Genomic DNA, 12,088 nt, shown 5'->3' with positions numbered 1-12,088 from the left:
GACCGGGCGCTCACACCTGGACGATCGGCTCCCTGGTGAACAGGGTCCCGAGGCCGGGGGCGTTCACACGGCGGTCCACCAGGCGCAGGGCCTCCCACACCGTGACCTGGTTCGCCGTGAGGATGGGCTTCGCCAGCTCCTTCTCCAGGGCCGCCAGGTGCGCGACGGTGTGCAGTGCCGTGTCGGGCAGCAGGATCGCCTCGGCGTCGGGGTGGTCCGCCTCGTGCGCGAGCGCGCTCACCTCCTTCGCGCTCCAGACCGCCACCTCCCCCGCGGTGGCCGCCCCGGCGGAGTGGACGGACACCACCTCCACCTCCGCGGCCCGCAGGAACGTGGCGAACAGGTCCGTCACGTCGGCGGGATACGGCGCCGCGACGGCCACCCGCCGCGCCTTGATCTCCCGGGCCGCGTGCACGAAGGCGAACGATGTGGCGGAGGCCGGCATGCCGGCCGTGCGCGCGAGGGTGCGCACCTGCTCGTGGGCGCCCTCCCAGCCGAGCACAAAACTCCCGCTGGTGGACGCCCACACCACCGCCTCGGCGCCGGAGAGCCGCAGCTCCTCGACGCCCGCCGCGAGCATCTGCGGCGAGCCGATCCGGCGGAGCGTGTCCACGCGGTGAGCGCCCTCCCCCGCGTCGGTGTGCACGAGGTCAACCCGGATGTCGCTGGCCAGAAGCTGCTCGATCCGGGGGTAGTCGTCCTCGGCGTAATGGCCCGGGTAGAGGAATCCGAGTGCGGTCATGCCCAACCTTCCTGTTCTTCCGGCAGTGCGGGACCCTGGTGTGCTGCCTGTCCCTCCCACCGCCTCCGGGGCGTGGGAGGCGTCCCCCCAGCAGAGCCTGATGGGGACGCGCCGCCCGGGTACCCAGGTGACGCTGAGCCGCCCGCCCCCGTCACCTGCTTGGCGGAGACGACGTCCGTCCCGGCGTGCTGGAACGCCTTCCCGAACCACGCGCCGAGTAACGCCGGCACGGCGGTCGCCGGGGCGTCCCCAGCGATTGACGGCCGTCGCTCCGGGTGCGACCGTGTTCCATCCGCGCATGTCGGACGCCCGCCCGGCCGCCCCCGGCCGTCTCCGCCGAACGGAGGCACGGTTCCCGAATGACCGCCCGCCCGCCCGGCCGTCCCACGTTGCTCGTCCTGGACGCCGAGCCGCTGCCCCGGCTCGGCCGGCTGACCGGTCGGGTGCGGATCGAGCACGTGGACGACTCGGCCCTCGCCCGGCGGCTGCCGTTCGCCGATGTGCTGCTGGTCTGGGACTTCACCTCGCGTGCCGTGCTCGACGCCTGGCCCGGTGAGGGCCCGCGGCCGCGCTGGGTGCACGCCGCGAGTGCGGGCGTGGACCATCTGCTGTGCCCCGAACTCGCCGCGTCCGACACCGTGGTGACGAACGCGCGCGGCGTCTTCGAGCGGCCCGTCGCCGAGTACGTGGCCGCGCTCGTCCTCGCGATGGCCAAGGACCTGCCCCGGACGTGGGACCTGCAGCGGGAACGCCGGTGGCGGCACCGTGAGACGACACGGGTCGCGGGCACGCGCGCCTGTGTGGTCGGCTCCGGACCGATCGGGCGGACGATCGCCCGCACGCTCAAGGCCCTCGAGGTGACGACGTCGATCGTGGGCCGCGTCCCGCGTACCGGCATCCACGGCCCGGCCGACCTCGACCGTCTGATGGCCCGTGCCGACTGGGTCGTGGCGGCGGCGCCGCTCACCGAGCAGACGCGGGGCATGTTCGACATACGCCGCTTCGGCGTCATGCAGCCCTCGGCCCGCTTCGTCAACGTGGGACGCGGGGGCCTCGTGGTCGAGGGGGCGCTCGCCGAGGCGCTGACCAAACGATGGATCGCGGGCGCGGCACTGGATGTCTTCCAGAACGAGCCGCTGGGCCCCGACAGTCCGCTGTGGCACGTGCCGGGGCTGCTCGTCTCCCCCCACATGAGCGGCGACACGGTCGGCTGGCGCGACGAACTGGGCGCACAGTTCGTCGGACTGTACGAGCGCTGGGAGGCGGGGAAACCGCTTGTGAACGTGGTCGACAAGAAACGTGGATACGTGCCCGGTCACTGAGTGCACACCGAGTGCAGTCGTGGCCGGTCAGCACCGCGGCGGAGCGGGGACACGGCCCTCGTGCGCACCACTGCACGGGCGCGGGGCCGATAATCGGCCTGAATACATCGCATGGTCCCGGGTAGCCGCGCGCCCATGGCTCCACCACGGACGAATGACGCAGAAAAACCCGGACCCACCAGACGGTCACTGCTCGCCGGCATCGCCGCAGTCGGCGCGCTGGGCGCCGCCGGCTGCAGCCGTGTCGCCACGGCGTCGACGACGCGCGGCGGAGATCTGCTCAGCCGGCTCAAGGCCCAGGGCGTCGTTCGCCTCGGCATCGCGGGCGAGATCCCCTTCGGTTACATCGACAAGAACGGAAACCTCACCGGCGAGGCCCCGGAGCTGGCGAAGGTCATCTTCAAACGCCTCGGCGTCGACCGCGTACAGCCCGTGCCGACCGAGTTCGGCTCCCTCATCCCCGGGCTGAACTCACAGCAGTTCGACGTCGTCTCCGCCGGGATGTACATCAATCCCGAGCGCTGCCAGCAGGTCATCTTCGCCGATCCGGACTACCAGATGCTCGACTCCTTCATCGTGCGCAAGGGAAACCCCAAGGGCCTGCACTCGTACAAGGACGTCGTCGCGAAGAAGGCGAAATTCGCCACCGGGACCGGATACGCGGAGATCGAGTACGCCGTCGAGGCCGGCTACAAGGAGAGCGAGATACTGATCGTCCCCGATCAGGTCGCCGGGCTGAACGCCGTCGAGGCCGGCCGGGTCGACGTGTTCGCGGGCACCGCGCTCACCGTCCGTGAGGTCGTCAAGAACTCCCCCAAGACCGAGGCCACCAGGCCCTTCGCCCCGCTGGTGAAGGGCAAACCGCACGTCGACGGCGGCGGCTTCGCGTTCCGGCCCACCGAGACGGGGCTGCGGGACGCCTTCAACGCCGAGCTGAAGAAGATGAAGGCGAGCGGCGAGCTCTTCCGTGTCCTGCGTCCGTTCGGCTTCAGCAAGGCCGAGATGACGGACATGACCGCGAAGGAGCTGTGCGGCGGATGACCTCGGGACTCTGGGAACTCGTACTGAAGGGCATATGGACCACGGTCCAGCTGCTCGTGCTCAGCGCGGTGCTCGCGACGGCCGTGTCCTTCGCGGTGGGCATCGCACGCACCCACCGGCTCTGGATCGTCCGATTCCTCGCCGGCTTCTACACCGAGGTGTTCCGCGGGACCTCGGCCCTGATCATGATCTTCTGGGTGTTCTTCGTGCTGCCGCTCGCCTTCGGCTGGCAGCTGGTGCCCCTGTGGGCGGGCACACTCGCCCTGGGCCTGACGTACGGGGCCTACGGTGCCGAGATCGTGCGCGGCGCCCTCAACTCCGTCGACCCCGCACAACGCGAGGGCGGGATAGCGCTGAGCTTCACGCCGTGGCAGCGGATGCGGAAGATCCTGCTGCCGCAGGCCGTGCCCGAGATGATCCCGCCGTTCTCCAACCTGCTGGTCGAACTGCTCAAGGGCACCGCCCTGGTCTCCGTCATGGGCATGGGCGACCTGGCCTTCAGCGGCAACCTGGTGCGGCTCGCGCTGCAGGAGAGCGCACAGATCTACACGTACATCCTGCTCATCTACTTCGTGATCGCCTTCCTTCTCACCCGGCTGATGCGCGGGCTGGAGAACCGGCTCAAGGCCGGGGTCGGCAAGGCGCCTGAGCCTGCCGTCTCCGTTCGGCGGTCCGAGACGACGACGGTCGGAGGTGGTGTCTCGTGAAGTGGGACTGGGGTGCCGTCCGCGATTTCCTGCCGCACTTCTGGGACGGCCTGCTCGTCACCCTCCAGGCGCTGGTCCTCGGTTCGCTGATCGCCTTCGTCCTCGGCCTCGTGTGGGCGCTGCTGATGCGCACACCGACCCGGTGGGTGCGCTGGCCGGTGGGGGTCGTGACCGAGTTCATCCGTGACACGCCGCTGCTGGTCCAGCTGTTCTTCCTCTTCTACGTGCTGCCCGAGTGGGGACTCGCCTTCTCCGCGCTGACCACCGGTGTGGTCGCGATCGGACTGCACTACTCCACCTACACGATGCAGGTCTACCGCGCCGGCATCGAGGCGGTTCCGGCCGGCCAGTGGGAGGCCGCCACCGCGCTGAGCCTGCCGATGCGCCGCACCTGGACGGCGGTGATCCTCCCGCAGGCGATCCGCCGGGTCGTGCCCGCCCTCGGCAACTACGTGATCTCGATGCTCAAGGACACGCCGATGCTGATGGCGATCACCGTCCTCGACATGCTCGGTGAGGCGCGCCTCTTCTCCCAGCAGCACTTCCAGTTCACCGAGCCGCTCACGGTCATCGGTGTGGCCTTCGTCCTCATCTCCTATCCCGCCTCCCTCCTCCTGCGAGCCCTGGAGCGACGCCTTGTCCGCTGACACCCCTCTCATGAAAGAACCCGACGCCCACGCCAACCCGCAGGCGGCCACCGGCGAGCTGATCCGGCTGGACAAGGTGACCAAACGCTTCGGCGACCACACGGTGCTCGACCGCCTCGACTTCACGGTCGACGCGGGCAAGCACGTCACCCTGATCGGCCCCTCGGGCTCCGGCAAGACCACCATCCTGCGGATGCTGATGACCCTGACGAAGCCCGACGAGGGCACGATCACGGTCGCCGGACAGCAGCTCTTCCCGGCCGGCGAGAAGCAGGTCCGCGAGATCCGCAAGAGCATCGGCATGGTGTTCCAGCAGTTCAATCTGTTCCCGAACATGAAAGTGCTCCGGAACATCACCGAGGCGCCGGTCACCGTCCTCGGCATGTCGAAGGACGAGGCCGAGCAGCGGGCACGCGAGCTGCTCGACCTGGTCGGGCTCGGCGACCACCTCGACAAGTACCCGAGCCAGCTCTCGGGCGGGCAGCAGCAGCGGGTGGCGATAGCCCGGGCCCTGGCGATGCGCCCCCAGGTGCTGCTGCTCGACGAGGTGACGTCCGCGCTCGACCCGGAACTGGTCGCCGGTGTGCTCGACGTCCTCCGTGACATCGCTCACTCCACGGACATCACCATGCTCTGTGTGACCCACGAGATGAACTTCGCCCGCGACATCTCCGACCGTGTCCTGATGTTCGATTCCGGCCAGGTCATCGAGGCGGGCGCGCCGGAGAAGATCTTCAGCGAGCCGGAGCAGCCGCGAACCCGGGAGTTCCTCAGCGCGGTGCTGTGACGTCGGGAAGCTGATCGAGGCACCGCCCGGCACGGGCGGTCGGTTCATGACCTTGGCATATGCCAGTGTGATGGGCCCCTGCTGAGGGGGCCGAATCACGCCACGAAGTTCGTCAACTCCCACTCCCCGTCGAGCCCTTGAGCCTTATCGTGGAGGCAGCCAAGCTGTCCCGAGTACGGCCCAAGAAGCGCAGGGGGAGACCGTGGCGCTGACCCATGAGCCGACCGCTCCGTACCACTCGACGCAGGACGCACTGCGCGTCCTCGAGACGGTGGCGGGGCGCCCCGCCGGCGTCACCGACACCGAGCTCGCCCGCCGGACCGGTTTCGGCACCCACCGGCTGACCTCACTCCTGCGGATGCTGAGCCGGGAGGGGTACGTCGAGCAGACCGCCGACGGCGCATACGTCACCGGCACCGCCCTGAGCCGTCTCGGCTCCGCCCACGACCGCGAGCAGGCACTGCGCGAGAAGCTCCAGCACACGCTCGACGATCTGCGCGAGTCGGTGGGCGCGGCGATCTACATGAGCCGCTACGTCGACGGCGAGGTGCTCGTCACCCAGTGCGCCGAGAGTCCGGCGACACCGGCGGTGCACGAGTGGGTGGACTTCCGCTCCTCGGCCCACGCCAGCGCGGTCGGCAAGAGCCTGCTCGGTCAGCTGGACGTCAACGGCCGCCGGGACCACCTCGCCCGGCACAAGATGGCCCGGCTCACCTCGCGGACGATCACCAGCGAGAAGCTGCTGCTGTCCCGCCTCGACGCCCATCCACCGACGGTCCCGGTCCTTGATCTGCAGGAGTACGCGGTGGGCACGGTCTGCGCCGCCGTCCCGATCACCGCGGGCTCCGCGGTCGGCTGTCTGGCCCTGTCCCTGCCGGTGGAGCACGCTCACCGGCTGCGGCAGGCGGCGGACCGCCTGAACAAGGGCGCGGCCCCGGTCCTGCTGTCGCTCGCGATCTGAGGGTGGTCACAAGCACCCCGGCGGACCAGGTAGTATTTCTTTTGTCGCCGGACGCCGAAGCGAAACGCGACAGAGTCTGCGCCGCTAGCTCAGTTGGTTAGAGCAGCTGACTCTTAATCAGCGGGTCCGGGGTTCGAGTCCCTGGCGGCGCACGTACGAGAGGCTCCTCGCGAAAGCGGGGGGCCTCTCCTCGTGTCACGGACGCCGATCCCCCACGGCGGGACGCACGACAGCCGGCGGCAGCAGCTCCTCCCGCCCCCGGGCCCGGTACTCCGCCACGAGCCCGGCCACGTCCCCGTCGGTGAGGCGCCGGTAGCCGGACTCCTCCGGTGGCCGCCACCACACCGGATCCGCGCACCGGAATCCCTCCCGTCGCAGCCCCACCCGGTGGATCTTGTTGGTGGCGGTGACCGGCATCACCTCCACCACCCGCACGAAGCGGGGTCCCATCTTCGTCCCCAGATCCGGCTGGGCTGCGAGGAACGCGGCGAAGACGTCCGGATCGAAGGACCCGGCGTCGTCCAACGCCATCGCCGCCATCACCCGGTCCCCCGCCACCGGGTCCGGCACCGCGTACACCGCCACGGAGAGCGCGCCCCGATACCGGGCGAGGATGCCCTCGATCATCGCGGCGGCCAGGTTCTCGCTGTCGACGCGGAGCCGGTCGTCGGTCCGGCCGGCGAAGTACAGGAACCCGTCCGCGTCCCGGTAGAAGAGGTCACCCGTCCAGTACCAGCCCTCGCGGCGGCGTGCGGCGTCCGCGGCCGGGTTGCGCCAGTACCCCTCGAAGTGATGGGGCCCGCGATTGACCAGTTCCCCTATGGCCTCGTTGCCGTTCATCAGCCGGCCGTCCCCGGTGATGACCGCCGGCGGGCACTCCTCACGCGTGACGGGATCGACGACGGCGAGGTCGTCGCCCGGCGCGGCCCTGCCGATCGCACCGGCCGGGGTCCCCGCCGTCCGCTGCACGGCGGCTCCGCCCTCCGACGAGCCGTAGCCCTCCACGAGCCGCACCCCGAAGCGCCGCTCGAAGGCGGCGGCGTCCACCACGCCGGCCTCCGTGCCGAAGCCCAGCCGCAGGGGGTTGTCCCGGTCGTCGGGCCGCTCCTTCGTCGCCAGGACGCAACTCACGGCACGTCCGACATAGGTGAAGTACGTGGCCCCGCAGGTACGCACGTCCTCAAGGAACCCCGAGGCCGAGAAGCGCCGCCTGAGCGCGATCGCGGCCCCCGAGACGAGCGCGGGTGCCCAGTCGGCGATCACCGCGTTGCCGTGGAACATCGGCATACAGATGTAGTGGACGTCGTCGGCGCCGAGCCCGAAGTGACGGACCAGGGAGCGGCCGGCTGCCACGAGCCGTCCCTGGGTGCAGATCGCGGCCTTGGGTGCGCCGGTGGAACCGGAGGTGAAGTACAGCAGGAAGCGGTCGGCGGGGGTGGCCCGCGAGTCGTCCGGCTCGGCCCCCTCGTACCCGGCGAGGAGGTCCGCGCAGTCGTCCGTGTCGGTCACCAGCACCCGGACGCCGGGCAGGTCGAGCCCGTCCGGCAGGGGGCGGAAAGCCTGCTCGGTGACCAGGACACGGCACTCGGTGTGCAGCAGGTCGCGGGCCGACTCCGCCCCTCCGCGGGTGGGGTTGATCCCGGCGACGGCCGCACCTGCGAGGGCCGCCGCACTCAGCCACAGCGGGTACTCGGGTGTGTTGTGGAGCAGCACCCCGAAGTGCGGCCGGTCCCCCGGTCCGAGCAGATCGGCGAACAGCGCCGCCCTGGCCGCGGCCCCCGCGGCCACCTCGTGCCGGGTGAGCGACCGCCCCTCGAACCACAGTCCCGTCCGGTGGTCGTTCCATCCCTGCATGACCAGTTCCGCGACGGTACCCCTCGTGGACTCCATGGGCGCGCAGATTAACTGACGTACCGTCAGATAGGGAGACCCGTGGGACGCGCCGGGAGCGGGGCCTCCCTACGGCATGCCGGCGAACGGACCGTCCGCGGCGAAGACCTCGGCGTAGGTCACCATGAAGCCGACACAGAACGCGACGATCAGCGAGAGGAACACCAGTATGCCCACGGCGCCCGCCAGGACCCTGCCCCGGCCCGGGGCGTGCGCGGTGGCGCGTTCGGGGTGGGCTGCCGTGTAGTGCACCGGGACGATGTCGCCCTCGACCGTGGTCCGCGGGCCGCCCGTCTCCTCGAAGCGCACGGTACGGCCCTCGCGGGTGGCGAACTCGTACACATGGTGCAGCGTGGTGCTCACGGAGGTCTCTCCGCCCCCGCTGGTCGTCGTGTACGTCCGCAGACAGCGCGCCTCGGCGGTCAGGCCGCTGTTCCAGTTGCTGCGCAACCGCAGCGAGCGGCGGACCACCGCCACCGCCTGGGCCAGCGCCCCGATCATGATGAGGCCAGGCACCCCGTAGAACAAGAAGTCCATGACTCCCCCGAGTTGAGTACGACTCCACGCACGCCGCATGGTCATGTCGACGTGCGTGGAACGTACCCGCCCGGGGTGCCGGTGCTCCTCAAGGAAGGCTCAGAAAGCGAGCCGGGAGGCGGTACCGGTCAGAACGTGACGTCAGCGCACGAGTAGAACGCGTTGGCGGTGTCCGCGATCGTCCACACCCCGAGGATGACGTGGTGCCCGCTCAGCCCGGTCGGCAGCGTGCCGGCGTGGCTGAGCGTGGACGGCGGACGCTGACCGTTGTACGGGACCGTCAGGAACGGGGTGGTGTTGAGATCGGCCCGGGTCAGGGCGTGGTTCTGGTTCCAGCCCTGTTTGGTGACGTAGTACTTGAAGTCGGTCGTCGAGTGCGAGGCGGTGAACTGCCAGCGGAAGCTGTAGCTCTGCCCGCCCGTCACCTTGGTCGTCGGCCAGGCAGTGCCCGAGGGCGTCCTGGGCTGGTCGAGCGCGCCGAAGTTGGTGTGGTTGGCCGAACAGATCTGCCCGTCGCCGGGCCCCGCTGCCGGGAAGCCCTTGGGGCCCTCGACACTCTGCGGCTCCCACTGGATGTCGCCGCAGCCGGAGACGATGCCGCCGTTCGCGGCGCACATCTTCTGCCGGCTGAGCGGCTGGTCGGTGTAACCGTGGGCGCTGGCACCGCCCGTGGAGAGCACGAACGTGCCCGCGGTGGCGAGGCCGAGCACGGCCGCGTACCACTTCGCCTTCCTGGTCGTACGGATGCGCATGCTGCCGCTCCTGGAGGATGTGGGGAGTTCCTTGAGCCGTGCGCGCAGCGTTCAGGTCTAGACCAAGTCCCACGGTATTACCGGAAGTTGAACATGTCCATACCAATTCAACTCCCTTTCACGCCCCGTCACCCGTGCGCCCCGTGTAGAAGGCCACGGTCAGATCCTTCACCAGCGCCTTGCGCTCGTAGTCGTCGAGCTCGACCAGGCCCCGCGTGGTCAGCCGGATCACCGTGTCCTCCACCGAGTCCACGAGCGAGCTGAGCACCGTGTCGCGGTGTTCGGCGTCGAGCGCGGCGATACGGCGGCGCTGCATCCGCGCCGCGACCTCGGGGGCGTACTCGATCCGGGTCGGCTGCACCGCGAACACCTCCAGGCCGACCGGCTCCGCCTCCGAGGCCACCAACCGGCTGAGCGCGTCCCCGACCGCCTCGACGTTGCGCAGGCTCACGACGGCCGTCGTCCCCGGCAGGTCGGCCGGCACCTGGGGCAGTACCCGCGCCAGCGCGGACTCGACGCACTCCCGCAGATAGGTCTCGTGGTCGTCGATGCCGAGCACGGCCCGCGCGGTGTCGCTGACCCGCCAGGTCACCAGCACCACGACCTGCAGAGCGAGCCCGTTGGCGTCGACCGCGGCCATCGGCTCGCTGCGCCAGTGCCGCAGCCGTACGTCGGCCCGCCGGCGCAGCACCAGCGGGTTGACCCACACCAGCCCGGTGCGGCGGATGGTGCCCCGGTAGCGCCCGAACACGCTGAGCACCCAGGCGCCCCCGGTCTGCCCCCGCATGAGTCCGCCGAAACCGAGGAGGAAGAGCAGACCCGCACCGATGTACGCCGCCACCTGCGGCAGCCCCAGGCCCGTGGACGCCGACGGAGGCAACTCCAGCAGGCGCACGGCGGACGGCGACACGAAGCCGGCCCACCACGAGATGACCCCGCTGCCGACCGCTCCACAGAGCCCCACCAGCACGCCCAGCAGCCCGGGCATCACCCGTGCGGGCCGCTCGACGAGTTGGGGGTCCACGTCGGGCGGCTGACGGCGCGGCGGAGCGGGCGGACGTACCCGCGGCTGTTCGCCGGTACCGAGCCGCCGCCCCACCACCGCAGGGGGGACGGTCGGCGCGCCGATGTCGGAGTCGTCCCGGAACAGCAGGTGGACGGGGATGTCGGTGGTCGACTCGCTCTGGATGAGCCGGGCGGGCGGAGTGTCGGCCTCCTCCGGCGCCCCTTCGGGCTCCGGATTCTGCGGTGTCTTCGTGTTCATGCGTGCCTCCATGCCTCCGCGCCGGCAGTTCGTGCTCGGTGCGTCGGGTTACGGACCGGGAGAGGGGATCGGGAACGTTGCGGGAGAAGGGTCAGGAGAACAGGCGCCGCCAGGTCTCCGGCCCGGGAAAGCCGTCGGCCGCACCACCGCGCCAGCCCTGGGCGCGCTGGAACGCCTCCACACTGCGCCGGTCCATCTCGCCCCAGCGCGGACCGGGTCCTTCGGTGTAGTGCTTGCCGAACCCCTTCTCGATCAGCCGGCGACCCAGCCGGGTGATGTGCGGGTTGTCCGCGCCCGGACGGAACATGCCCGGGCCCGGAAAGTCGGGCGTGCCGCCCGGGGGGACGGATCGCGACCCGACGGCCAGGGCGGAACCGGCCGCGGCCACGCCCCCGCCGTTCTTCTGCGTCAGGGGCCAGGCCGAAGAACCGGGCAGCGCGACGGCGCCCGGACCTGCGACGGCGCCCGGACCTGCGACGGCGCCCGAGCCGGCGACCGCCCCGCCCGAGCCGCCGGGCAGGCCGGGAACACCGTCGGTCGCCGACGGCTGCTCGCCCTTGCTCTCCGCACCGGCCTTGCTGTCGCTCAGGTTCTTGTAGCGGTAGGGCACGTAGCGGCTGGAATTGGTCCAGTACGCGTACGGGGTGGCCAGCTTCCGCGCCCTCGGCGGGGTCTCCTCGTAGGCCGTGTACCTCTTGTGCGTGGAGTCCGTCCAGCCGCCGAAGATGACGACGTGTGAGCCGCTCTCCGGGTTGGCCGCGTTGTGGAACAGCAGGATGTCGCCGGGCTGCAGCTGCGCCTTGGAGATCCGGACGCCGAACTTGTCGAGACTGCCCGTCCATTCGTTGCTGCCGAGGTTCCAGGCCATCGAGACGTATCCCGAGCAGTCCTGCCGGTAACCGTCCGACCAGTAGTCGTCCATGCTGTACGGGACCTTGGCCGCGACCCACACCTTGGCCCGGTTGATGATCTGGGCACGGGTCGTCGCGGGGGCCAGGGCGGGGGCCGATGCCCCGGCACTGCCGTGCAGTGGAGCCGTCCGGCCCTGCGGGGTGTCCGGCGGCTGGTCACCCCTCGGGACACCCGGGCGGAGCGGAGCCTGGGCGGCGGCGGCCGCGGGCATCGCCTGGCCCGCGGCAAGGGTCGCGCCGGCGACCGCGGCAAGCGCGACGGCCTTACGGGCCGTCAGACGGCCGGTACGTCCGGAGCGGGAGGAGGCGGAGACGGCACGGCGCCAGAGGACGCAGCCCGCACACGCGCAGCCGGTCCTGGGGGCGAATTCCTCGAACTCCGGAGTCTCCATGCGACGCCCTTCACACTCCCTGTCCATACCCGGAATGATATGTCCTGTTTTCTGCATGTACGTCACTTTCCCCAACTGTGTACCTGAATCGCGTGGTGACGGCCCGAACGATGTACGTGTGCCGTTCCTCCGGGG

The 12,088-nt window shown here is 70.5% G+C and carries 12 protein-coding genes and 1 tRNA gene; 7 read left to right on the top strand and 6 right to left on the bottom strand.

Annotation, left to right across the window (positions count from 1 at the left end):
- Nucleotides 1-10: 10 nt before the first annotated feature.
- The gene (locus RCR19_RS23190) at nucleotides 11-742 is read right to left on the bottom strand and encodes a decarboxylase (protein ID WP_331266867.1); all 732 of its coding nucleotides are present in this window, start codon (nucleotides 740-742) and stop codon (nucleotides 11-13) included.
- Between the two features lie 359 nt (nucleotides 743-1,101).
- On the opposite strand from RCR19_RS23190, the gene RCR19_RS23185 reads away from it, so the two are divergent.
- The 7 genes from RCR19_RS23185 to RCR19_RS23155 all read left to right on the top strand — a co-directional run bounded on the left by RCR19_RS23185 (nucleotide 1,102) and on the right by RCR19_RS23155 (nucleotide 6,359).
- Nucleotides 1,102-2,064, top strand: a complete 963-nt coding sequence (locus tag RCR19_RS23185; protein WP_331266866.1) for a D-2-hydroxyacid dehydrogenase — start codon at nucleotides 1,102-1,104, stop codon at nucleotides 2,062-2,064.
- A gap of 135 nt (nucleotides 2,065-2,199) precedes the next feature.
- Nucleotides 2,200-3,105, top strand: a complete 906-nt coding sequence (gene ehuB, locus RCR19_RS23180) for an ectoine/hydroxyectoine ABC transporter substrate-binding protein EhuB (RefSeq protein ID WP_331266865.1) — start codon at nucleotides 2,200-2,202, stop codon at nucleotides 3,103-3,105.
- The gene (gene ehuC, locus RCR19_RS23175; protein ID WP_331266864.1) at nucleotides 3,102-3,812 is read left to right on the top strand and encodes an ectoine/hydroxyectoine ABC transporter permease subunit EhuC; all 711 of its coding nucleotides are present in this window, start codon (nucleotides 3,102-3,104) and stop codon (nucleotides 3,810-3,812) included. Before ehuB ends, ehuC begins: the two co-directional genes overlap by 4 nt.
- Nucleotides 3,809-4,459, top strand: coding sequence for an ectoine/hydroxyectoine ABC transporter permease subunit EhuD (ehuD, locus tag RCR19_RS23170; protein WP_059127691.1), 651 nt, complete (start codon nucleotides 3,809-3,811; stop codon nucleotides 4,457-4,459). The genes ehuC and ehuD overlap by 4 nt, the downstream gene beginning before the upstream one ends.
- 10 nt (nucleotides 4,460-4,469) lie before the next feature.
- Nucleotides 4,470-5,246, top strand: coding sequence for an ectoine/hydroxyectoine ABC transporter ATP-binding protein EhuA (gene ehuA, locus RCR19_RS23165; protein WP_331266863.1), 777 nt, complete (start codon nucleotides 4,470-4,472; stop codon nucleotides 5,244-5,246).
- 202 nt (nucleotides 5,247-5,448) lie between these two features.
- Nucleotides 5,449-6,207 carry an IclR family transcriptional regulator C-terminal domain-containing protein gene (locus tag RCR19_RS23160; protein ID WP_331266862.1) on the top strand — a complete coding sequence of 253 codons (759 nt, stop codon included), beginning with the start codon at nucleotides 5,449-5,451 and terminating at the stop codon, nucleotides 6,205-6,207.
- Nucleotides 6,208-6,285: 78 nt separating this feature from the next.
- A tRNA-Lys gene (locus RCR19_RS23155) sits at nucleotides 6,286-6,359 on the top strand.
- Nucleotides 6,360-6,402: 43 nt separating this feature from the next.
- Here RCR19_RS23155 and RCR19_RS23150 read toward each other — a convergent pair.
- The 5 genes from RCR19_RS23150 to RCR19_RS23130 all read right to left on the bottom strand — a co-directional run bounded on the left by RCR19_RS23150 (nucleotide 6,403) and on the right by RCR19_RS23130 (nucleotide 11,953).
- Nucleotides 6,403-8,097 (bottom strand): AMP-binding protein, encoded by a 1,695-nt coding sequence (locus RCR19_RS23150; RefSeq protein ID WP_331266861.1) that lies wholly within the window; start codon nucleotides 8,095-8,097, stop codon nucleotides 6,403-6,405.
- Nucleotides 8,098-8,166: 69 nt separating this feature from the next.
- Entirely contained in the window at nucleotides 8,167-8,634 is a 468-nt protein-coding gene (locus tag RCR19_RS23145; RefSeq protein WP_331266860.1) for a DUF3592 domain-containing protein, read from the bottom strand.
- A 128-nt stretch (nucleotides 8,635-8,762) separates the two neighbouring features.
- Nucleotides 8,763-9,386 (bottom strand): lytic polysaccharide monooxygenase, encoded by a 624-nt coding sequence (locus tag RCR19_RS23140; RefSeq protein ID WP_331266859.1) that lies wholly within the window; start codon nucleotides 9,384-9,386, stop codon nucleotides 8,763-8,765.
- Nucleotides 9,387-9,504: 118 nt separating this feature from the next.
- A complete protein-coding gene (locus tag RCR19_RS23135; protein WP_331266858.1) occupies nucleotides 9,505-10,650 on the bottom strand; it encodes an SPFH domain-containing protein in 1,146 nt (381 codons plus the stop codon).
- Nucleotides 10,651-10,741: 91 nt separating this feature from the next.
- Nucleotides 10,742-11,953 (bottom strand): peptidoglycan-binding protein, encoded by a 1,212-nt coding sequence (locus RCR19_RS23130; RefSeq protein ID WP_331266857.1) that lies wholly within the window; start codon nucleotides 11,951-11,953, stop codon nucleotides 10,742-10,744.
- Nucleotides 11,954-12,088: the final 135 nt, after the last annotated feature.

This window comes from Streptomyces sp. WAC07094, assembly GCF_036320405.1.
GTDB classification, from domain to species: Bacteria; Actinomycetota; Actinomycetes; order Streptomycetales; family Streptomycetaceae; genus Streptomyces; species Streptomyces lannensis.
This window is presented reverse-complemented; position numbering and strand designations above follow the sequence as displayed.

What these genes read in the sequence shown, in the direction of transcription:
- RCR19_RS23185 (WP_331266866.1), top strand. Translation starts at nt 1,102, where the DNA reads ATGACCGCCCGCCCGCCCGGCCGTCCCACGTTGCTCGTCCTGGACGCC.
- RCR19_RS23190 (WP_331266867.1), bottom strand. Translation starts at nt 742, where the DNA reads ATGACCGCACTCGGATTCCTCTACCCGGGCCATTACGCCGAGGACGAC.
- RCR19_RS23135 (WP_331266858.1), bottom strand. Translation starts at nt 10,650, where the DNA reads ATGAACACGAAGACACCGCAGAATCCGGAGCCCGAAGGGGCGCCGGAG.
- RCR19_RS23145 (WP_331266860.1), bottom strand. Translation starts at nt 8,634, where the DNA reads ATGGACTTCTTGTTCTACGGGGTGCCTGGCCTCATCATGATCGGGGCG.
- RCR19_RS23140 (WP_331266859.1), bottom strand. Translation starts at nt 9,386, where the DNA reads ATGCGCATCCGTACGACCAGGAAGGCGAAGTGGTACGCGGCCGTGCTC.
- RCR19_RS23130 (WP_331266857.1), bottom strand. Translation starts at nt 11,953, where the DNA reads ATGGAGACTCCGGAGTTCGAGGAATTCGCCCCCAGGACCGGCTGCGCG.
- RCR19_RS23150 (WP_331266861.1), bottom strand. Translation starts at nt 8,097, where the DNA reads ATGGAGTCCACGAGGGGTACCGTCGCGGAACTGGTCATGCAGGGATGG.
- ehuC (WP_331266864.1), top strand. Translation starts at nt 3,102, where the DNA reads ATGACCTCGGGACTCTGGGAACTCGTACTGAAGGGCATATGGACCACG.
- ehuA (WP_331266863.1), top strand. Translation starts at nt 4,470, where the DNA reads ATGAAAGAACCCGACGCCCACGCCAACCCGCAGGCGGCCACCGGCGAG.
- ehuB (WP_331266865.1), top strand. Translation starts at nt 2,200, where the DNA reads ATGGCTCCACCACGGACGAATGACGCAGAAAAACCCGGACCCACCAGA.